Origin of the sequence: Microbacterium excoecariae (assembly GCF_011326725.1) — a bacterium.
Lineage (GTDB): Bacteria > Actinomycetota > Actinomycetes > Actinomycetales > Microbacteriaceae > Microbacterium > Microbacterium excoecariae.
Genome location: NZ_JAANCO010000001.1, coordinates 976,157 through 995,380 on the forward strand (window position 1 = coordinate 976,157; position 19,224 = coordinate 995,380).

16 protein-coding genes are annotated in these 19,224 nt (G+C 72.1%); 12 read left to right on the forward strand and 4 right to left on the reverse strand.

Annotated elements, in window-relative coordinates:
- Positions 1-96 precede the first annotated feature (96 nt).
- The 5 genes from G8E01_RS04345 to rbfA all read left to right on the forward strand — a co-directional run bounded on the left by G8E01_RS04345 (position 97) and on the right by rbfA (position 8,000).
- Positions 97-3,225, forward strand: a complete 3,129-nt coding sequence (locus G8E01_RS04345) for an ExeM/NucH family extracellular endonuclease (protein ID WP_166316369.1) — start codon at positions 97-99, stop codon at positions 3,223-3,225.
- A 147-nt stretch (positions 3,226-3,372) separates the two neighbouring features.
- The gene (nusA, locus tag G8E01_RS04350; protein ID WP_166316372.1) at positions 3,373-4,362 is read left to right on the forward strand and encodes a transcription termination factor NusA; all 990 of its coding nucleotides are present in this window, start codon (positions 3,373-3,375) and stop codon (positions 4,360-4,362) included.
- A gap of 36 nt (positions 4,363-4,398) precedes the next feature.
- The gene (locus tag G8E01_RS04355) at positions 4,399-4,671 is read left to right on the forward strand and encodes a YlxR family protein (RefSeq protein ID WP_166316375.1); all 273 of its coding nucleotides are present in this window, start codon (positions 4,399-4,401) and stop codon (positions 4,669-4,671) included.
- A gap of 59 nt (positions 4,672-4,730) precedes the next feature.
- Positions 4,731-7,466 carry a translation initiation factor IF-2 gene (gene infB, locus G8E01_RS04360; protein WP_166316378.1) on the forward strand — a complete coding sequence of 912 codons (2,736 nt, stop codon included), beginning with the start codon at positions 4,731-4,733 and terminating at the stop codon, positions 7,464-7,466.
- Positions 7,467-7,550: 84 nt separating this feature from the next.
- Positions 7,551-8,000: a 30S ribosome-binding factor RbfA gene (gene rbfA, locus G8E01_RS04365; RefSeq protein ID WP_166316381.1), complete on the forward strand. Its 450-nt coding sequence runs from the start codon at positions 7,551-7,553 to the stop codon at positions 7,998-8,000.
- A gap of 9 nt (positions 8,001-8,009) precedes the next feature.
- On the opposite strand, the gene G8E01_RS04370 is transcribed toward rbfA, so the two are convergent.
- A complete protein-coding gene (locus tag G8E01_RS04370) occupies positions 8,010-8,882 on the reverse strand; it encodes an A/G-specific adenine glycosylase (protein WP_166316384.1) in 873 nt (290 codons plus the stop codon).
- A gap of 130 nt (positions 8,883-9,012) precedes the next feature.
- Here G8E01_RS04370 and G8E01_RS04375 point away from each other — a divergent pair, with 130 nt between their 5' ends.
- Entirely contained in the window at positions 9,013-9,672 is a 660-nt protein-coding gene (locus G8E01_RS04375) for a hypothetical protein (protein WP_166316387.1), read from the forward strand.
- Here G8E01_RS04375 and G8E01_RS04380 read toward each other — a convergent pair.
- Positions 9,654-10,124 carry a GNAT family N-acetyltransferase gene (locus G8E01_RS04380; RefSeq protein ID WP_166316390.1) on the reverse strand — a complete coding sequence of 157 codons (471 nt, stop codon included), beginning with the start codon at positions 10,122-10,124 and terminating at the stop codon, positions 9,654-9,656. The two genes, G8E01_RS04375 and G8E01_RS04380, sit on opposite strands and share 19 nt — an antisense overlap.
- A gap of 26 nt (positions 10,125-10,150) precedes the next feature.
- Between G8E01_RS04380 and truB the strand changes: the two genes are divergently transcribed.
- Genes truB through G8E01_RS04400 form a run of 4 tightly spaced genes read left to right on the forward strand, consistent with a single transcriptional unit; the run spans position 10,151 to position 12,839 of the window.
- Positions 10,151-11,038 (forward strand): tRNA pseudouridine(55) synthase TruB, encoded by an 888-nt coding sequence (truB, locus tag G8E01_RS04385; protein ID WP_166316394.1) that lies wholly within the window; start codon positions 10,151-10,153, stop codon positions 11,036-11,038.
- Complete coding sequence (locus G8E01_RS04390; RefSeq protein WP_166316397.1) at positions 11,035-11,403, forward strand: hypothetical protein; 369 nt, start codon at positions 11,035-11,037, stop codon at positions 11,401-11,403. The genes truB and G8E01_RS04390 overlap by 4 nt, the downstream gene beginning before the upstream one ends.
- A 27-nt stretch (positions 11,404-11,430) precedes the next feature.
- Complete coding sequence (locus tag G8E01_RS04395; protein ID WP_166316400.1) at positions 11,431-11,859, forward strand: hypothetical protein; 429 nt, start codon at positions 11,431-11,433, stop codon at positions 11,857-11,859.
- Positions 11,856-12,839 (forward strand): bifunctional riboflavin kinase/FAD synthetase, encoded by a 984-nt coding sequence (locus G8E01_RS04400; RefSeq protein WP_166316403.1) that lies wholly within the window; start codon positions 11,856-11,858, stop codon positions 12,837-12,839. The genes G8E01_RS04395 and G8E01_RS04400 overlap by 4 nt, the downstream gene beginning before the upstream one ends.
- A 4-nt stretch (positions 12,840-12,843) precedes the next feature.
- On the opposite strand, the gene deoC is transcribed toward G8E01_RS04400, so the two are convergent.
- Positions 12,844-13,563 carry a deoxyribose-phosphate aldolase gene (deoC, locus tag G8E01_RS04405; protein WP_166316406.1) on the reverse strand — a complete coding sequence of 240 codons (720 nt, stop codon included), beginning with the start codon at positions 13,561-13,563 and terminating at the stop codon, positions 12,844-12,846.
- Between the two features lie 202 nt (positions 13,564-13,765).
- Between deoC and G8E01_RS04410 the strand changes: the two genes are divergently transcribed.
- Together G8E01_RS04410 and G8E01_RS04415 are read left to right on the forward strand one after the other, a co-directional pair.
- Positions 13,766-15,913 (forward strand): DEAD/DEAH box helicase, encoded by a 2,148-nt coding sequence (locus G8E01_RS04410; RefSeq protein WP_166316409.1) that lies wholly within the window; start codon positions 13,766-13,768, stop codon positions 15,911-15,913.
- A 61-nt stretch (positions 15,914-15,974) separates the two neighbouring features.
- On the forward strand, positions 15,975-17,003 hold the full coding sequence (locus tag G8E01_RS04415; protein ID WP_166316412.1) for a 6-phosphofructokinase: 1,029 nt from the start codon (positions 15,975-15,977) through the stop codon (positions 17,001-17,003).
- 60 nt (positions 17,004-17,063) lie between these two features.
- Here G8E01_RS04415 and G8E01_RS04420 read toward each other — a convergent pair whose 3' ends face one another.
- Entirely contained in the window at positions 17,064-19,217 is a 2,154-nt protein-coding gene (locus G8E01_RS04420) for a prolyl oligopeptidase family serine peptidase (protein ID WP_166316415.1), read from the reverse strand.
- Between the last annotated feature and the right edge of the window lie 7 nt (positions 19,218-19,224).

Genomic DNA, 19,224 nt, shown 5'->3' on the forward strand with positions numbered 1-19,224 from the left:
GCGGAAAGGCGCCGGAAACGATTCGCTGGAACGCTCGGCGGGTCGCCCGATTGCTCCGGCGCCACTTCCGCCATCGACACGAGGGATCCCTTTCGTATGTCTTCGAAGACCCGTCTTCACGCGCGCCGCGGCGCCGCGGTCCTGGCCGGCGCCGGGCTCGCGGCGGGCGGCGCGCTCGCCGTTCCCGCAGTGGCCGCGGCCGACACCACCGGCACCGGCCTCGTCATCAGCGAGGTCTACGGAGGGGGCGGCAACAGCGGCGCCCCGCTCTCGAACGACTTCGTCGAGCTGTTCAACCCGACCGGCGAGGCGATCGAGCTGTCGGGCCTCAGCCTCGAGTACAAGTCGGCGTCGGGCGGCTCCGGCGGCTCGCTCGCGCTCGAGGGCTCCGTCGCCGCCGGCGGATACTTCCTCGTGCAGCTCGCGTCGGGCGCGAACGCCCCGCAGGCGTTGCCGACGCCGGACCAGACCGGACCCCTCGCTCTCGCGGGCTCGAGCGGACGGGTGTACCTCTACGAGGGCACGGGCACCTTCTCCGCCGCGACGGGCGACATCGCGGGCGAGCCGGGCCTCGTCGACATGGTCGGCTACGGCTCGGCGGCCTCGTTCGAGACGGCGGCCGCGCCGGGCCTCAGCAACTCCACGAGCGCGAGCCGGGCCGCCACGGGCGCGGACACGGACGACAACTCCGCCGACTTCACGGCGGGCGACCCGACGCCGGTCAACTCCGCCGGCGAGACCGTCGGGGATTCCTCGGGCGAGCCGGAGGACCCGGAGGAGCCGTCCCCCGCGACCGAGGCGACCATCGCCGAGGTGCAGGGCACGGGCATGGCGTCGCCGATGCAGGGTCAGACCGTGACCGTCGAGGGCGTCGTCACGGCCGACTGGCGCGAGGGCGGCTTCAACGGCTTCACGATGCAGGACCCGGCGGGCGATCCCGAGGACGGTGCGTCCGACGCGATCTTCGTCTGGGGCAACAGCGCGCGCGCCGAGATCGGCCAGAGCGTCCGCGTGACGGGGGCCGTCAGCGAGTACAACGGCCTCACGGAGATCACGGTCGACCAGATCGAGGTGCTCGGCGAGGACCTCGGCGAGGTCGTGCCGGTGACCGACTGGGCGATGGTCGCGACCGAGGAGGGCAAGTCGGCGCACCAGAGCGAGCTCGTGCAGCTCGACGCGCCCTTCACGGTGACGGACAACTACGACGCCAACTTCTACGGGTCGTTCGGCCTCGCGTACGGCGAGGACACGCTCGTCCAGCCCACCTCGTACATCGACCCGCACGACACGGACGCGATCGACGCGGCCTACGAGGAGATCGCGAGCGCGTCGATCACGCTCGACGACGCGCGCAGCACCAACTTCTCGAGCAACGCCGATCAGCCGCTGTCCTACCTCACGCTCGACAACCCCGTGCGCGTCGGCTCCGCGGTCACGTTCGAGGCGCCGCTCGTGCTCGACTACCGGTACGGAGCCTGGTCGCTCCAGCCCACGACCCCGATCTCGGGCGACGGATCCGAGTTCGTCACCTTCAGCGACGAGCGCGCGGCGAACGCCGCGCCGGAGAGCGTCGGGGGCGACATCACGTTCGCGACGTTCAACGTCCTGAACTACTTCCCGACCACGGCCGAGGAGTTCGTGGCCGAGGGGCTCGGCACCTGCACCACCTACGACGACCGCGAGGGCACCCCGATCGGCGCGAACCGCTGCGAGCCGAACGGCCCGCGCGGCGCCGCGACCGAGGAGAACTTCGAGCGTCAGGAGGCGAAGATCGTCGACGCCATCAGCGCGACGGGCGCCTCGATCGTCTCGCTCGAGGAGATCGAGAACTCGGTGCACTACGGCAAGGACCGCGACTTCGCCGTCGCGACCCTTGTCGACGCGCTCAACGAGAAGGACGGCGCGGGCGTCTGGTCGTACGCACAGAGCCCGGCCGAGGTGCCCGCGGACGAGGACGTCATCCGCAACGCCTTTATCTTCCGCACGGCCGACGTCGACCTCGTCGGCGAGTCGCACATCCTCGTGGACGACCCGGCCTTCGACAACGCCCGCGAGCCGCTGTTCCAGGCTTTCACGGCCGAGGGAGCGCCCGAGGACGAGGCCTTCCTCGTGTCCGCGAACCACTTCAAGTCGAAGGGATCCGGCACCGACGACGGCACGGGCCAGGGCAACGCCAACCCGGACCGGGTGGCGCAGGCCGAGGCGCTTGTCGCCTTCACGGCCGAGGTGCAGGACGCCACGGGCATCGACGCCGTGTTCCTCGCCGGTGACTTCAACGCCTACGCGGCGGAGGACCCGGCCCGGACCATCGAGGCGGGCGGGTTCACGAACCTGAACTACGCGCTGAACGGCGGCGAGGCGACGTACAACTACGACGGCCTCGACGGATCGCTCGACCACGTGTTCGCGAACGAGGACGCGCTGGCGCTCGTCACGGGCGTCGACGTGTGGCAGATCAACGCGCAGGAGCAGGTCGGCTTCGAGTACAGCCGCTACAACTACAACGCCACGCTCCTGTACGACGACTCGGTCTTCCGGGCGAGCGACCACAACCCGATCATCGTCGGCCTCGACCTCGCGGCCCCGTCCGACGGCGGCGCCGGGTCCGGCTCGGACGGCACGGCCGAGGGCTCCGGCACGGCCGAGGGCTCGGGATCGGCGGACGGCTCCGGCTCGGCGAACGGCTCGGGCTCCGCGGACGGCTCCGGCTCGGCGAACGGCTCGGGCTCAGCGGACGGCTCCGGCTCGGCGAACGGCTCGGGCTCCGCGAACGGTTCCGGATCCGCGAGCGGGTCGGGCCAGGGCGCGACCCCCGGCACCGCGGTGCCGCCGACGGTCGCCGACCTGACCGAGGACGCGCGCGGGATGGCCGAGCAGGCCCTCGAGGCCGCGCCGGGGCAGGACGTGTCGATCACGGTGGGCCGTGCGTACGCCGGTGAGACGGTCTCGGGCTGGCTCTTCAGCGATCCGATCGCCCTCGGCGAGGCGATCGTGACCGCCGACGGCCAGGCCACCTTCGCGATCCCCGCGGACGCGCCGGCGGGCGAGCACCGCCTCGTCGTCACGGACGCGTCGGGGGAGGTCATCGCGTGGGCGGACCTCACGATCGCTGAGCCGGGCGACCTCCTTGCCACCGGCGGCAGCGTCTCGCTCGCCGCGGGCATCGCCGGCGTGCTGCTCCTCGCCGCGGGCGCGACGCTCGCGATCCGTCGCCGCCTCGCCTGAGCGGAGCGATACCGCGCCCCGTCTCCCCGATCCGGGGAGACGGGGCGCGCCGCGTGGGGCGGGCGCTCGGGAAGCGTCGGGTATCGTCGTGGGGTACGGCGTCGCTCACCTTGCGCGCGCCGGGAGAGCTGAATAGGGAGGCTGTACATGGACATCGACCTCGCACTTCTGCGCTCGATCGAGCGCGAGAAGGAGATTCCGTTCGATGAGCTGGCCGAGATCATCGAACAGGCCGTGCTGACCGCCTTCGCGAAGCACGTCACGCAGACGGGGGACCTCCCGGAGGGCGCGCGCGCCGAGCTGGACCGCAAGACCGGCCACGTTGCCGTGCTCGTCCCCGTCACGGACGACGAGGGGGCGGTGGTCGGCGAGGAGGAGCAGAACCCCGAGGACTTCGGGCGCATTGCGGCGTACGCGGCCAAGCAGGTCATCAGCCAGCGCCTCCGCGACATCGCCGACGACGCCGTCCTCGGCGAGTTCCGCGGCAAGGAGGGCGACATCGTCGCCGGCGTCGTGCAGCAGGGCCCGAACCCGCGCATGATCCACGTGGACCTCGGCACCGTCGAGGCGATCCTTCCGCCGGAGGAGCAGGTGCCGGGGGAGGAGTACGCGCACGGATCCCGGATCCGCGTCTACGTCACGAGCGTCTCGCGCGGCACGAAGGGGCCGGCGATCACGGTCTCGCGCACGCACCCGGGCCTCGTCCGCAAGCTGTTCGCCATGGAGGTCCCCGAGATCGCCTCCGGCATCGTGGAGATCACCTCACTCGCGCGCGAGGCGGGCCACCGCACGAAGATGGCGGTGACGGCGCGCGACGCGTCCATCAACGCCAAGGGCGCCTGCATCGGGGAGCTCGGTCGCCGCGTGCGCGCGGTGCAGGACGAGCTCGCCGGCGAGAAGATCGACATCGTCGACCACGACGACGACCTCGCGACCTTCGTCGCCCACGCGCTTTCGCCCGCCAAGGTCACGTCGAGCTTCGTCCTCGACGAGAAGACCAAGGCCGTGCGCGCCCTCGTGCCCGACTACCAGCTGTCGCTCGCGATCGGCAAGGAGGGGCAGAACGCCCGCCTCGCCGCCAAGCTGACCGGCGCGAAGATCGACATCCAGCCCGACAGCATCCTCGAGGACGATTGACCCCCGGGCGGGGCCGCCCCGGCGGGGGCGTGTAGGATGGATCCCGTACGAACGTGCGTCGGTTGTCGCGCGCGTGCCTCCCGATCCGCCCTTCTGCGGGTCGTTCACACCGAATCCCGCCTCGTCGTCGACGACGGCGGATCGATGCCGGGGAGGGGCGCGTGGGTGCACCCTCAGCGCTCGTGCGTGGAGCTGGCTCTCCAGCGCCGCGCGTTCGTGCGAGCACTCCGTGTGCCGGGGCCACTCGACACGCAGACACTCGAGGAACGGCTGAATAGCTATGGAAATCAAGTGAACGGCTCGAAATGAGACCCGTCCGCCTCTAGAGGTCTGCCCTGTCTGGGGCAGATCGCCCAGACAGGAGAATTGTGGCAAAACCACGCGTACATGAGATCGCGGCCGAGCTCGGCGTCGACAGCAAGACGGCGCTCGCGAAGCTGAAGGAGCTCGGCGAGTTCGTCAAGAGCCCCTCGTCGACCGTCGAGCCGCCCGTCGCTCGCAAGCTGCGGGCAGCCTTCGCGACGGAGGGTGGCGCGAAGCCGGCCGCCGCCGCGCCGAAGCCCGGCGCCCGTCCGACCCCCGCGCGCCCCGGCGCGCAGCGGGGTCCGAAGCCCGGCGCCCCGAAGCCGGGCGCGCAGAAGCCGGCCGCCGCGACGCCCGCGCCGCAGGCGGAGGCGCCGAAGCCCGACGCCCGCGCCCCGCGTCCCGGCCAGGGCGCCCCGAAGCCCGGCCAGGTCGCGCCGTCGGCCCCGAAGCCGGGCCAGGCCCCGGCCTCCTCGGCCCCCACGCCCGGTTCGTCCGCGCCCTCCCCGGGCCAGGCGCGCCCCGGCAACAACCCCTTCGCGTCGTCGCAGGGTATGGGCAAGCGCCCGGGCGGCCCCCGCCCCGGCAACAACCCGTTCGCGTCGTCGCAGGGCATGGGCCAGCGTCCCTCGCCCGGCAACATCCCGCGTCCCCCGAAGCCGCAGGCCCCGCGCCCCGGCGCGCCGAAGCCGGGTCGTCCCGGCGGCGGCCGCGGACGTCCCGGTGCCGGCGGCGGCCGTCCGGGCGGAGCCCCGTTCCAGCAGCGCCCGGGTGGCGCCGGTGGCAGCCTCCCGGGTCGTCCCGGCGGCGGCTTCGCCGGTCGCCCCGGCCCCGGTGGTCGCCGCGGCGGCACGGCCGGTGCGTTCGGAAAGGGGGGCGGCAAGTCCAAGCAGCGCAAGTCGCGTCGGGCCAAGCGCCAGGAATTCGAGATGCGGCAGGCGCCCGTTGTCGGCGGCGTTAAGGTTCCGAAGGGCGACGGCAACACGATCGTTCGCATGCGCCGCGGCGCCTCGATCGCGGACTTCGCCGAGAAGCTCGAGCAGATGCACGGCGTGCCCGTGCAGCCGGGCAACCTCGTCACGGTGCTCTTCCACCTCGGTGAGATGGCGACCGCGACGGAGTCGCTCGACGAGTCGACGTTCGAGGTGCTGGGCGCTGAGATCGGCTACAAGGTCGAGATCGTCTCGCCGGAGGACGAGGACAAGGAGCTCCTCGAGAGCTTCGGCCTCAACCTCGAGCAGGAAGAGCTCGAGGAGGACGACGAGAACCTCGAGATCCGTCCCCCTGTGGTCACGGTCATGGGCCACGTCGACCACGGTAAGACGCGACTGCTGGATGCGATCCGGAACACCTCGGTGATCGAGGGCGAGGCCGGTGGCATCACGCAGCACATCGGTGCGTACCAGATCTGGACCGAGCACGACGGGCACGACCGCGCCGTCACGTTCATCGACACCCCGGGTCACGAGGCCTTCACGGCCATGCGCGCCCGCGGTGCCGACGTCACCGACATCGCGATCCTCGTGGTCGCGGCCGACGACGGCATCATGCCGCAGACGGTGGAGGCGCTGAACCACGCCCAGGCGGCGAACGTGCCGGTGGTCGTGGCCGTCAACAAGGTGGACAAGCCGGACGCCAACCCCGCCAAGGTGCGCTCCCAGCTCACCGAGTACGGGCTGGTCGCCGAGGAGTACGGCGGAGACGTCATGTTCGTCGACGTGTCGGCGATCAAGGGCCAGGGCATCCAGGACCTCCTGGACGCCGTGCTCCTGACGGCCGACGCCGGCCTCGACCTGCGCGCGAACCCGAACAAGGAGGCGCGCGGCGTCGCGATCGAGGCGAAGCTCGACAAGGGCCGCGGATCCGTCGCGACCGTCCTTGTCCAGGGCGGCACGCTGCGCGTCGGCGACCCGATCGTGGCCGGCACGGCGTACGGCCGCGTGCGCGCCATGATCGACGAGCACGGCGAGCGCGTGCAGGAGGCGGCCCCGTCGCGTCCCGTGCAGGTGCAGGGTCTCAACTCGGTTCCGCGAGCGGGCGACCTGTTCCTCGTCACCGAGGACGACCGCACCGCGCGTCAGATCGCCGAGAAGCGCGAGGCGGTCGAGCGCAACGCGGCCCTCGCGAAGGCCCGCAAGCGCATGTCGCTCGAGGACTTCACGAAGGCGCTCGAGGAGGGCAAGGTCGAGTCGCTCAACCTCATCATCAAGGGTGACGTGTCGGGTGCCGTCGAGGCGCTCGAGGAGTCGCTCATGAAGATCGAGGTGGACGACAGTGTGCAGCTGCGGATCATCCACCGCGGTGTCGGCGCGATCACGGAGAGCGACATCAACCTCGCCACCATCGACAACGCCATCGTGCTGGGCTTCAACGTGCGGCCCGACACGAAGGCGCGCGAGGCCTCGGCCCGCGAGGGTGTCGACGTGCGGTTCTACAACGTCATCTACAACGCGATCGACGACGTCGAGGCATCGCTCAAGGGCATGCTCAAGCCGGAGTTCGAGGAGGCCCAGGCGGGTCTCGCCGAGATCCGCGAGGTGTTCCGTTCGTCGAAGTTCGGCAACATCGCGGGTGTCATCGTCCGCAGCGGAACGATCACGCGCAACGCCAAGGCGCGCATCATCCGCGACGGCGTCGTGCTCGCCGACGGCCTGGCGATCGAGTCGCTGCGCCGCTTCAAGGACGACGTCACCGAGGTCCGCACGGACTTCGAGGCGGGTATCGGCCTCGGCAAGTACAACGACATCCAGGTCGGCGACGAGATCGAGACGATCGAGATGGTGGAGAAGCCGCGCGACTGATCGCGTAGCCTCTCACTCAGCTGAAGGATCCGCCGGGCGGCCCGCGAGGGCCGCCCGGCGCGACCGTCCCGGAAGGGGAACATTATGGCCGGATTCGAGCGTCGCGCCCGCGTGGCCGACCGCATCAGGGTGATCCTCTCGGAGCGTCTCCAGAAGGGGCTGCGGGATCCCCGCCTCGGCTTCGTGACGATCACCGACGTGCGGGTGACGGGCGATCTCCAGAACGCGAGCGTCTTCTACACGGTGTATGGCACCGACGAGGAGCTGGCGGGTACGCAGGCCGCGCTGAACGCCGCGACGGGCATGCTGCGCAGCGAGGTGGGCCGTCACCTCAACACGCGACTCACGCCGAGCCTGGAGTTCATCCCCGACGCCCTCCCGGAGGAGGCGTCTCACCTGACCGAGCTCCTGCGCCGCGCGCGCGAGCAGGACGAGCAGGTCCACGGGCTGGCGCAGAACGCCACGTACGCGGGCGAGGCGGATCCGTACCGTCACGACGACGAGGACGAGGACGAGGTCGCCCGCGAGGGCTGAGGCCGCGCCCTACGACGGCAGGGCGACGAGCTCGCCGTCGGCGACGAGGAGCCCGTCGCGGAGAAGGGATCCGATCGCGCGCTCGCGCTGCGCGTCGTCGTGCCAGTCCACGAGCATGGCGGCGCGCGGGAGCGGCTCGGGGGCGGCGTCCCGCACGGCGCGCATCGCGGCGCCGCGCGCCTGCCGGTCGCTCCCCTCGTAGCGCGCCTGGCGCCGGCGCGCGTCGGGCGTGGCGGGCGAGCCCGCGCGCACCCACGCGCACGCGTCCCGGATGGGGCACGCGTCGCAGCGCGGGGCGCGGGCCGTGCAGATCGTCTGACCGAGCTCCATCACGGCCGCGTTCATGACGGCCGCGTCGCCGTCGTCCTCGGGGAGCAGCGCGGACATGGCCGCGAGGTCGCGCCGGTGGGCGGCGTCGGGGTGCTGCCGCCCGGCCACGGCGCGCGCGATGACGCGGCGGGTATTCGTGTCGACGACGGGGTGGCGGTCGCCGTAGGCGAACACCGCGACCGCACGCGCGGTGTAGTCGCCGATTCCGGTGAGCTCCAGCAGCTGGTCGACGTCCCGCGGCACCACGCCGTCGTGCCGATCGCGGATCTCGCGCGCCGCGGCGTGCAGCCAGAGCGCGCGCCGGGGGTAGCCGAGGTTCTGCCACATCGCGACGGCCTCGCCCGCCGGCGCGGCCGCGAGCGCGCTCGGCGTCGGCCAGCGCTCCAGCCAGGCGTCGAGGAGCGGGATGACGCGCGCGACGGGCGTCTGCTGCAGCATGAACTCGCTGACGAGCGTGCCCCACGCCCCGAAGCCCTCCCGGCGCCACGGCAGGTCTCGCAGCGCCTCGCGATACCAGGGGACGAGGACCGCGGCGAGGTCGTGGGAGGGCATCCGTCCATCGTATGCGCAGGCGATCGTGACCGAACGGTTGCCAAATCGGGGGCGTTCGTGATCGTCCCGTTGTCTTCGCCGCGTAACGTCTGCGGGGCAGGAATTTTGGACGAGCACTCTCGGAGGACGTATGGCGACGGGCTGGACACGGCAGGCTGTGGTGTGGACCGCGGCGCTTGCCGCCGGATCCGCCGCGCTGGCGGGGTGCTCGTCCTCCGTTCCCGCCGTTCCGGACGCCCCCGCGAGCAACATGGCCTCGCCGCCCGTCACGGGCGCGGCGCCCTCGCCCACGCCGACCGAGGAGGCGGGCCCCGCGAACGACCCGAGCGACGCGGACAGCTGGGTCGTGACGACGGCGAAAGTCGGGCCCATCGAGGTGGGCGGTTCCTTTGCCGATACGCTCGAGGAGATCCGCCAGACGGGAATCGGCACTCTCAACGACTGCGACGGCGTCGCGTACGGCTACGCGGCGGACAATGCCTATGACGTGCTGATCGTCGCGGGCACGACGGACGAGGTCGTCGAGGTCAGCATCGGGTGGAACGGCGACACGATGGGCGTCGGACCGCGCACGGAGGAGGGCCTGGGCCTCGGGTCCACGAAAGCCGAGGTGCTCGGCACGTACGAGGACGCGGCCGAGGCGCAGGCGACCGTCGGAGACACCGAACTCGTCGAGGTCGACGGCGGCGAGACCGACCTCGTGTTCAGCTTCGTCTCGGGCTATGACGGCGCCGTCGGGCTGTCCGTCGTCACGGCGGGTCGCGAGCCCGCCTACGAACCCTGCGCCTGACCGGAGCCGTCGGCGGGCCGGCGCATGGGGACGTGGGGGATGCCGTCTTCGAGGAACTCCTCGCCCGACACCGCGAACCCGAACCGGCCGTACCACCCCGCGAGGTGGGCCTGCGCATCGAGGACGATCTCCTCGCCCGCGTGCGCGGCGACCGCGTGGCGCATGAGCGTGGCGGCGAGGCCGTGCCCGCGCGCGTCGCGGCGCGTCGCAACCCGCCCGATCCGCCAGCCGAACGCCTCGCGCAGGATCCGCACGGTGGCCGCGACGGCACCGCGCGCCTCGATCCAGGCGAGCACCGCGCCCGGCTCGGCGTCGCGGCCGTCGAGCTCGGGGTAGGGGCACTCCTGCTCGACGACGAACACGTCGACGCGGAGCCGAAGGATCTCGTACAGCGTGCCGGGATCGAGCTCCGCGAGCGGGGCGGTGCGGACGGCGGGCTCGGAGGAACTCATCACACCGCCAGAATAGGCTGGGACGCATGGCGGAATCCGGGATCCTCCTCGTCGACAAGCCCCAGGGCGTCACGAGCCACGACATCGTCGCGCGCGCTCGCCGGGCGCGCGGGACGCGCAAGGTGGGGCACGCGGGCACGCTCGACCCCATGGCGACCGGCCTGCTGCTCGTCGGTGTCGAAGGCGCGACGAGGCTGCTGACCTACCTCGTGGGGCTCGGGAAGACCTACGAGGCGACCATTCGGCTGGGCCAGGCGACGACGACCGACGACGCCGACGGCGACGTCTCGCGATCGGCCGCGGCCGCGGACGTGGCGGCGGTGACCCTGGAGCGCATCGCCGACGAGGTCGCGCGCCTCACGGGCGCGATCTCGCAGGTCCCGAGCGCGGTCTCGGCGATCAAGGTCGACGGGCGGCGCGCGTACGATCGGGTCCGCGCGGGCGAGGACGTGCAGCTCGCGGCGCGCGACGTGGTCGTGTCGCGCTTCGACGTCCTGGCACGGCGCGACGCGGCCGGGGTGATCGACCTCGACGTGATCGTCGACTGCTCGTCGGGGACGTACATCCGCGCGCTCGCGCGCGACCTGGGCGATCGGCTCGGCGTCGGCGGCCACCTCACGCGGCTGCGGCGCACGGCGGTCGGCCCGTTCTCCGTCGACGACGCGGCGGGCGCCGACGCTCTGGAGGACGCGGGTCTGGCAGGCCCGGCGGACGTCGCCGGGCGGGTGCTCGGGCGGCTCGCGGTGCCGCAGGAGATCGCGCGGGACCTTCGGCACGGCAAGCGCGTCGCGGCCCCGGAGGCATTCTCGGGGCTCCGCGCGGCCATCGACGAGGAGGGCGTGCTCGTGGGCATCGTCGAGCGTCGCGGGCGCGAGATGAAGAGCGTCATGAACATGCCGGAGGTGACGGCGTGATCGCCTGGTTCACGGTCGCGGAGGTGGGCGTCGCGACGCTCGCGGGCCTCGTGTGCATCGTGCTCGGCCTGGCGGGCCGCCGCCCGGGCGACGTCTCGGTCGGCGTGCTGGCCCTCGTCGAGCTCCTGCTCATCGCGCAGATCGTCGTCGCGATCGTGCAGCCCCTCGTCGGGAACCCCCCGACGGGGGACCTGCTCGAGTTCTGGACCTACCTCGTCTCGGCCGCGCTCCTCCCGCTGGGGGGCATCGTCTGGGCGTTCGTCGATCGCGGTCGCTGGAGCGTCGTCGTCATGGGGGTCCTCGCGCTCGCGGTCGCCGTGATGGTGTACCGCATGCACGTGATCTGGACGATTCAGGGCGCCTGAGCCTAGGCGCCATACACTGGCTTCGATATGTCTGATTCCCCCTCGAGGCGCCGCATCACGGGCGCCGGCACGGTCCTCGCCTTCGTCTATGCCGTGATGGCGCTCGCGGCCACGGGCCGTTCGTTCGTCCAGATCGCGACCCGCTTCGGCGAGGCGCCCGTGCCCTATCTCCTCAGCGCCGCCGCCGCCGTGGTGTACATCGTCGCGACCGTGGCGCTCCTCCTCTCGTCCAGCGCGCGGTGGTTCCGGATCGCGCGCGTCGCCGTGATCTTCGAGCTCGTGGGGGTGCTCGTCGTGGGGACCCTCAGCTGGGCCGTGCCCGACGTCTTCCACGCGGACGCCACGGTCTGGTCGTACTACGGGCAGGGGTACGTGTGGATCCCCCTCGTCCTGCCGATCGTCGGCATCTGGTATCTCCAGTCCCACCGCCCGGCCCCGAGCGAGGTCGCGGCGTGATCGTCTTCCGTTCCGCGGACGAGATCCCCGAGGACTTCGGTCCGTCGGTCGTGGCGATCGGCAAGTTCGATGGGCTGCACGCGGGGCACCGCGCGATCGTCGACAAGCTGCTGGTCGACGCGGCGTCGCGCGACGTCGCGACCGTCGCGGTGACCTTCGACCGCAACCCGCTCCAGACGATCGCGCCTGAGCGGTGCCCCGAGGCGGTCGTCGGCGTCGAACAGAAGATCGACCTGCTCTCCGACACGGGCCTCGACGCCGCGCTGGTGCTGTCGTTCGACGAGGCGCTGGCCGCGGTGAGCGCCGAGGACTTCGTCACCCGCTTCCTCGTCGAGGGGCTCGCGACCCAGCGTGTCCTCGTGGGGGAAGACTTCCGGTTCGGCCGCGGCGGCGCGGGCGACGCGGCGCTCCTGGCGCGCATGGGCGAGGCGCACGGGTTCTCGGTCGAGGTGGTGGGCGACGTCGCCAGCGCGGCCGTTCCGGGCGGCGAGGGCCGCCGTGTGTCCTCGACATGGATCCGCGAGCTCCTCGCCGCGGGCGAGGTCGAGCGCGCCGCGAAGCTCCTCGGGCGCAGCCACGCCGTGCGCGGCACGGTCGTGCGCGGCCTCCAGCGCGGCCGCCAGCTGGGCTTCCCGACCGCGAACCTCGCGCCCGATGTCTCCGGCTTCGTCCCGGCGGACGGCGTGTACGCGGGCTGGCTTGTCGTGCGCCGACCCGAGGGCGAGCTGGGATCGGGGGCCCGGTACCCCGCCGCGATCTCGGTGGGGACGAACCCCACCTTCGACGACGTGCCCGAGCGCGTCGTCGAGGCGCATGTCATCGATCGTGACGGGCTTGACCTCTACGACCGCCACGTCGACGTGGAGTTCGTGGGGCGGATCCGGCCCATGACGGCGTTCGACGGCATCGAGGCGCTCGTCGCCCAGATGACGCTCGACGTGCACAGGGCGCGCGACCTCCTGAGCGGCGCGCGCCCCTGACGCGTCAGTAGCTCGAGGCGTCCTCCGCGCCGGTGGCCGCGCCGCCGGCGAGGCGGGCGCGCAGCTCGCCGAGGATCGTCGCGCTCGCGCTCGTGCCGAGCCGCGTGGCGCCGGCGGCGAGCATCGCGGCGGCGCCGTCGAGCCCGCGGACGCCGCCCGAGGCCTTCACCTGGACGGCGGGGCCGACGCTCGACCGCATCAGGGTGACGTGGGGCACGGTGGCGCCGCCGCCCGCGAATCCTGTCGACGTCTTCACGAAGGTCGCCCCGCCACGCTCGGTGAGGCGGGATCCGCGGGCGATCTGCTCCTCGTCGAGGAGGCTCGTCTCGAGGATGACCTTCGTCACGGCGCCCTCGGCCGCCGCGACGACGGCGCGGATATCCTCGACGACGCGCTCGTCCTCCCCGCCGCGCAGCGCGCCGATGTGGACCACCATGTCGAATTCCGTCGCGCCGTCCTCGGCCGCCTGGCGCAGCTCGGCGACCTTCGCGGCCGTGGAGGTCGTGCCGTGCGGGAACCCGATCACGGTGCCGACCGCGACGCCCGTGCCGGCCAGCCGCGCGGAAGCGTACGCGACGTCCGACGGCCGCACGCACACGCTGAAGACGCCCCATTCGGCCGCGATATCGAGCTCGCGGTCGACGTCGGCGCGGGTGAACTCGGGCTTGAGGATCGCGTGATCGATCGCTCCGGCGACGAGGGATTCGGTGAGCTCGAGAGTCATGCGCCCAGGGTACCCAGAGGAAATCCGGGGACACGCCGGACGGATGGCGTAGACTGGACGCGATATCCGCGGCGCGCCCGTTCGAGTCACGTGGGGTCTCTCCGATCACACCGGGTCACAGCCTCGCAGAGCGATCCGCGATACACGACCTCACGGCCCGCCGGCGCCTTTTCGCCCGCGGTGATTTTGGCTCAGGAGGAGCATGCCGACCACGGCGCCCGCGCGACAGCGCAAGAAGTCCTCGTCCGCACGTCGCGACGACGAGGCCCCCATCATCCCGATCCTCGCGCGCAAGGTGCGCGAGGTCGAGGCCAAGGCCCAGCGGAACAAGCTGGGCCCGACCAATCGCGTCAAGTTCCAGGTCATCGCCTTCCTCGTGCGCGAGGAGCGCGCGCGGGTCAAGGCCGACGAGTCGGTCGGCGACCAGGCCCGCGCGGAGCTGCTGAAGCGCCTCGACGGCGTCGCGACGATCCTCGCCAAGACGGCGGCGCGCGACACCTCGCTCATCCAGCTGCTCGAGGTCGACCAGGCGACGAGCCCCGTCGCGCGCCGGATGCGCCGCGACTGGCTCCTCGACGCCGGCGTCGAGCTCGCGGCCGAGGAGCTCGTGATCGATGACGCGAAGCCCGCCGCGCCCGAGCCCGTCGTCCCGGCCGTCGCGTCGGAGCGCGCCGTGCGGCCCGTGCAGGTCGACGCGCGCATCGAGTCGAACCCGTTCCTCGCGCCGGATTTCGCGCGCTACAGCCCGCGCCCGAACCCGCGCCGCCGGCTCGACGACTGGGAGCTCATGGGCCCCCTCTACAAGTCGTTCGCGCAGGGCGCCGGGGGCGGATCCGCGTCCATGACCCTGCCCGAGCTGCCCGAGTTCGACCGGCTCTCGCCGCGCGGCCTCGAGGTTATGCCGCACCAGTCGCGCTTCCTCGAGGCGGTCCGCGAGGGCCACCGGAGCTTCCTCCTGGCCGACGAGCCCGGCCTGGGCAAGACGGCGCAGTCGGTGCTCGCGGCGTCGGTCGCGAACGCCTACCCGCTGCTCGTGGTCGTCCCGAACGTCGTGAAGATGAACTGGGCCCGCGAGGTCGAGCGCTGGACGCCGCACCGCCGGGCGTCCGTGATCTCGGGCGACGGCGCCGATGTCGACGCGTTCGCCGACGTGTTCATCGTCAACTACGAGATCCTCGACCGCCACCTCGCGTGGCTCGCGGATCTCGGGCTCGGCGGCATGGTCGTCGACGAGGCGCACTTCATCAAGAACCTCTCGTCGCAGCGCTCGCAGAACGTGCTCGCCCTGGCCCAGCGCGTGCGGCAGGAGCCCGGGGCGGATCCGCTCATGCTCGCGCTGACGGGAACGCCGCTCATCAACGACGTCGAGGACTTCGACGCCATCTGGCGTTTCCTCGACTGGACCGACGGCACCAAGCCCGGGCCCGAGCTGATGGAGCGCCTCGACGGCACGGGGTACACGCCGGCCGACAAGGCGTTCTACCCCGCGGCGCGCCAGGCGGTCATCGACATGGGCATCGTGCGCCGTCGCAAGAAGGACGTCGCGCGCGACCTCCCGGACAAGCTCGTCGCGGACATGCCCGTGCAGCTGGACGACGAGGTCGGGCGCTCGATCACCCAGGCGGAGAAGGAGCTCCAGCGCCGCCTCGCCGACCGCTACCGCCGGATCCTCACGGCGCGCGGCGACCGCGGGCTCGCGCCGGGCGAGATCGACGAGGACATCGTCGACCTCGTCGCGACGGGCGAGCTCGAGGAGTCGCGGGCGGCCGGCACAGACGGGGACAACGTGTTCTCGATGGTGCGCCGCATCGGCCAGGGCAAGGCGATCCTCGCGGCCGACTACGCGGCCCAGCTGCAGCGTTCTGTGGGTAAGGTCGTGTTCTTCGCCAAGCACGTCGACGTCATGGACCGCGCCGAGGAGCACTTCCGGCAGGCGGGGATCCGCGCCGTCGCGATCCGCGGCGAGCAGAGCCAGACCGCGCGCCAGCAGGCGATCGACAGCTTCAACGACGACCCCGAGGTCGGTGTCATCGTGTGCTCGCTGACCGCGGCGGGCGTGGGCGTGAACCTCCAGGCGGCCTCGAACGTCGTCCTCGCGGAGCTGAGCTGGACCTCGGCGGAGCAGACGCAGGCCATCGACCGCGTGCATCGCATCGGCCAGGACGAGCCCGTGACCGCGTGGCGCATCATCGCCGCGCACACGATCGACCAGCGCATCGCCGAGCTCATCGACCGCAAGGAGGGGCTCGCCCTGCGCGCCCTGGACGGCGAGCGCACGGGCGACGAGCCGGCCGAGTCGGTGCAGCTCGCGGCGCTGAAGTCCCTCCTGCGCGACGCGCTGGGCGCCTGAGCGCGCGCCCGGCGCGCGGGCGCGGTGCGCGAGTGCGGCCGGAGGGAATAGTCTCGGACATATGAAGATCGGGATCCTCACCTCGGGCGGCGACTGCCCCGGACTGAACGCCGTCATCCGCGGCGCCGTGCTCAAGGGCGCGCGCAAGTACGGCATCGACTTTGTCGGCATCAGGGACGGCTGGCGCGGGCTCGTCGACGCCGACTTCTTCCCGCTCCAGCGTCGCGACGTCAAGGGCCTGTCGAAGGTCGGCGGGACGATCCTCGGCACGAGCCGCACGAACCCGTACGAGGGCGACCGTGGCGGCGCCGAGAACATCAAGAAGACGATGTGGGGCCACAAGCTCGACGGCGTCATCGCGATCGGCGGCGAGGGGACCCTCGCGGCCGCCAACCGCCTCTGGAACGATGGCGTGCCCGTCGTGGGCGTGCCCAAGACGATCGACAACGACCTGCGCGCGACCGACTACTCCTTCGGCTTCGACACGGCCGTCAACATCGCGACCGAGGCGATGGACCGGCTGCGCACGACGGGCGACTCGCACCAGCGCTGCATGGTCGCCGAGGTGATGGGGCGCCACGTCGGGTGGATCGCGCTGCACTCGGGCATGGCGGCGGGCGCGCACATCATCTGCATCCCGGAGGTGCCGCTCACCCTCGACGACATCATCGAGCAGGTCGAGGCGGCGCGCGAGCGCGGCCGCGCGCCGCTCGTCGTCGTCGCGGAGGGCTTCACGCTCGCGGGCATGGACGAGGCCTACAGCGACAAGGGGCTGGACGCGTTCAACCGGCCGCGCCTCGGCGGCATCGGCGAGGTGCTCGCGCCGCTCATCGAGAAGGCCGCGGGCATCGAGACACGCGCGACCGTCCTCGGCCACATCCAGCGCGGCGGCTCGCCGTCGGCGTTCGACCGCGTCCTCGCGACGCGCCTCGGCCTGCACGCCGCGGACGCCGTCATGGAGGGCGCCTGGGGGCAGATGGTCTCGATGCGCGGGACCGAGATCGAGCGGGTCTCGTTCGAGGACGCGCTCGGCGAGCTCAACGTCGTCCCGCGCGAGCGGTACGAGGAGGCCTCGGCCCTGTTCGGCTGACCCCGCGGCGCACGCAAGGCGGCGCCCCTCCCCGCGCGGGGAGGGGCGCCGCCATATGCGTTACTCGGTGATTCCCACCGTGTCGAGCATCCACGCGATCTGGAACGCGCGCTCGCGCCACGCGTTGTAGCGCCCGCTCACGCCGCCGTGACCGGCGACCATCTCGCAGTGCAACAGAGCGTCCGCCCCCGCCTCCCGCAGGCGCTGCACCCACTTCGCCGGCTCGACGTAGTACACGCGCGTGTCGTTGAGCGAGGTCATCGCGAGGATCCGGGGGTACGTCACGTCGTCGCGCACGTTCTCGTAGGGCGAGTAGGAGCGCATGTAGGCGTAGGCCTCGGGGTCGTGGAGCGGGTTCCCCCACTCCTCCCACTCGATCACGGTCAACGGCAGCGACGGATCCAGGATCGTCGTGAGCGCGTCCACGAAGGGCACGTCGGCGAGCACGCCGGCGAACAGCTCCGGGGCGATGTTGGTCACGGCGCCCATGAGGAGCCCGCCCGCGGATCCGCCCTCCGCCACGAGCGTCTCGGGCGTCGTGAGCCCCGTGTCGACGAGGTGGCGCGCGACGTCGACGAAGTCGGTGAAGCTGTTGCGCTTGGCGCCAAGCTTCCCGCCCTCGTACCAGGCCCGGCCGAGCTCGCCGCCGCCGCGCACGTGCGCCACGGCGAAGACGACCCCGCGGTCGAGGAGGGACAGGCGTGCGGTCGAGAACGCCGGATCGATCGAGTGCTCGTAGGCGCCGTAGCCATACAGGTGTACGGGTCGCGGCGACTCGCCCAGCGCCCCGAATTCGCGCTTGAACACCAGCGAGACGGGGATCTGCGTGCCGTCGGCGGCGGTGACCCACAGGCGCTCCTGCGCGTAGTCCTCGGGCCGGTACCCGCCGAGCACGCTCGCGCGCTTGATCATCGTCAGCTCGCCCGAGCGAACGTCGTAGTCGTAGACGGTGCCCGGGGTCGTGAACGAGCCGTAGTGCAGCCGCACGGTCGGCTGCGCCCACTCCGGGTTGCCCGCGGCGCCGGCCGTGTAGAGCGGCTCGTCGAACGCGATCTCGCGCACGGCGTGATCGGCGTAGTCGAGGATGCCCAGGCGCGGGATCCCGCCCTCGCGGTACTCCACCACCGCGAAGTCGCGCAGGCAGTCCACGTCCTCGAGCCGGATCCCCGGGCGGTGCGGAATGACCACCTCGGGCTCGGCGGTCTCGTCGTCGGCCGGCAGGCGCACGAGCTCGAAGTCCTGCGCGCCCGAGTTGTGCAGCACGTAGAGCCAGTCGCGCCCGTCGACGACGGCGTGGTCGACCGAGTACTCCACGTGATCCTCGCGGTCGAACACGGTCACGGTGTCGACGTCGTCCTCGCCCGCGTAGAGGCGCTCGACGTCTGCGGCGCGGATCATGTCGATTGATGTGGTTGTGTTGGAGGCGGACACGATCTCGAGGAAGCGGTCGCTGCGCGTGAAGCCCGCGCCCACCCAGAACGCTTCGTCGGGCTCGTGGAAGATCTCGACGTCGCGGTCGCGACCGGGCTCGCCGACGCGGTGCAGCCACACGCGGTCGGGGCGCCACGCGTCGTCGACCGTCGAGTAGAGGATGAACGCGCCGTCGGGCGTGAAGCTCGCGCCCGCGCCGATGCCCTCCAGCACGTCGGGCAGGGCCTCGCCCGTCGCGATGTCGCGCACGCGCACGGTGTAGCGCTCGTCGCCGCGGGTATCCGCGCCCCAGAGCATGCGGGTCCCGTCGGTGGTCACGCTGAAGGCACCGAGCGAGAAGAACTCGGCGCCGTCTGCTTCGACGTTGGCGTCCAGGAGCACCTGCTCGCCCGGCACCTCGTCCTCGGCGCGCAGCCGCGGCGGGGTCCAGTCATCGGGCGATGAGATGGGCGCGCGGCACTGGAGCCCGTACTGCTTGTCCTTGATGGAACGGCCGTAGTACCACCAGTCGCCCTGCCGCACGGGCACGGACAGGTCGGTCTCGCGCACGCGGCCCTTGATCTCGTGGAAGATGCGCTCGCGCAGCGGCTCGAGGCGGGCCAGCGTGGCGTCCGTGTGCGCGTTCTCCGCCTCGAGGTGCGCCAGGACCTCGGGGGAGTCCTTGTCGCGGAGCCACTCGTACGGATCCGCGAAGGTTTCCCCGTGGTGGGTGCGGGAGGTGGGGATCCGCTGGGCGAGCGGGGCGGGCGGGATGTCGGTCGTCGCGGGTGCGTCGGAAGTCACCTCACCC

Bases quoted from the DNA above. Each gene is read 5' to 3' on its own strand.
- G8E01_RS04370 (WP_166316384.1), bottom strand. From the start codon at position 8,882: ATGCCCTCCCACGACCTCGCCGCGGTCCTCGTCCCCTGGTATCGCGAG.
- truB (WP_166316394.1), top strand. From the start codon at position 10,151: ATGGCGGAATCCGGGATCCTCCTCGTCGACAAGCCCCAGGGCGTCACG.
- deoC (WP_166316406.1), bottom strand. From the start codon at position 13,563: ATGACTCTCGAGCTCACCGAATCCCTCGTCGCCGGAGCGATCGATCAC.
- G8E01_RS04345 (WP_166316369.1), top strand. From the start codon at position 97: ATGTCTTCGAAGACCCGTCTTCACGCGCGCCGCGGCGCCGCGGTCCTG.
- rbfA (WP_166316381.1), top strand. From the start codon at position 7,551: ATGGCCGGATTCGAGCGTCGCGCCCGCGTGGCCGACCGCATCAGGGTG.
- nusA (WP_166316372.1), top strand. From the start codon at position 3,373: ATGGACATCGACCTCGCACTTCTGCGCTCGATCGAGCGCGAGAAGGAG.
- G8E01_RS04355 (WP_166316375.1), top strand. From the start codon at position 4,399: ATGGATCCCGTACGAACGTGCGTCGGTTGTCGCGCGCGTGCCTCCCGA.
- G8E01_RS04415 (WP_166316412.1), top strand. From the start codon at position 15,975: ATGAAGATCGGGATCCTCACCTCGGGCGGCGACTGCCCCGGACTGAAC.
- G8E01_RS04380 (WP_166316390.1), bottom strand. From the start codon at position 10,124: ATGAGTTCCTCCGAGCCCGCCGTCCGCACCGCCCCGCTCGCGGAGCTC.
- G8E01_RS04410 (WP_166316409.1), top strand. From the start codon at position 13,766: ATGCCGACCACGGCGCCCGCGCGACAGCGCAAGAAGTCCTCGTCCGCA.
- G8E01_RS04375 (WP_166316387.1), top strand. From the start codon at position 9,013: ATGGCGACGGGCTGGACACGGCAGGCTGTGGTGTGGACCGCGGCGCTT.
- G8E01_RS04395 (WP_166316400.1), top strand. From the start codon at position 11,431: ATGTCTGATTCCCCCTCGAGGCGCCGCATCACGGGCGCCGGCACGGTC.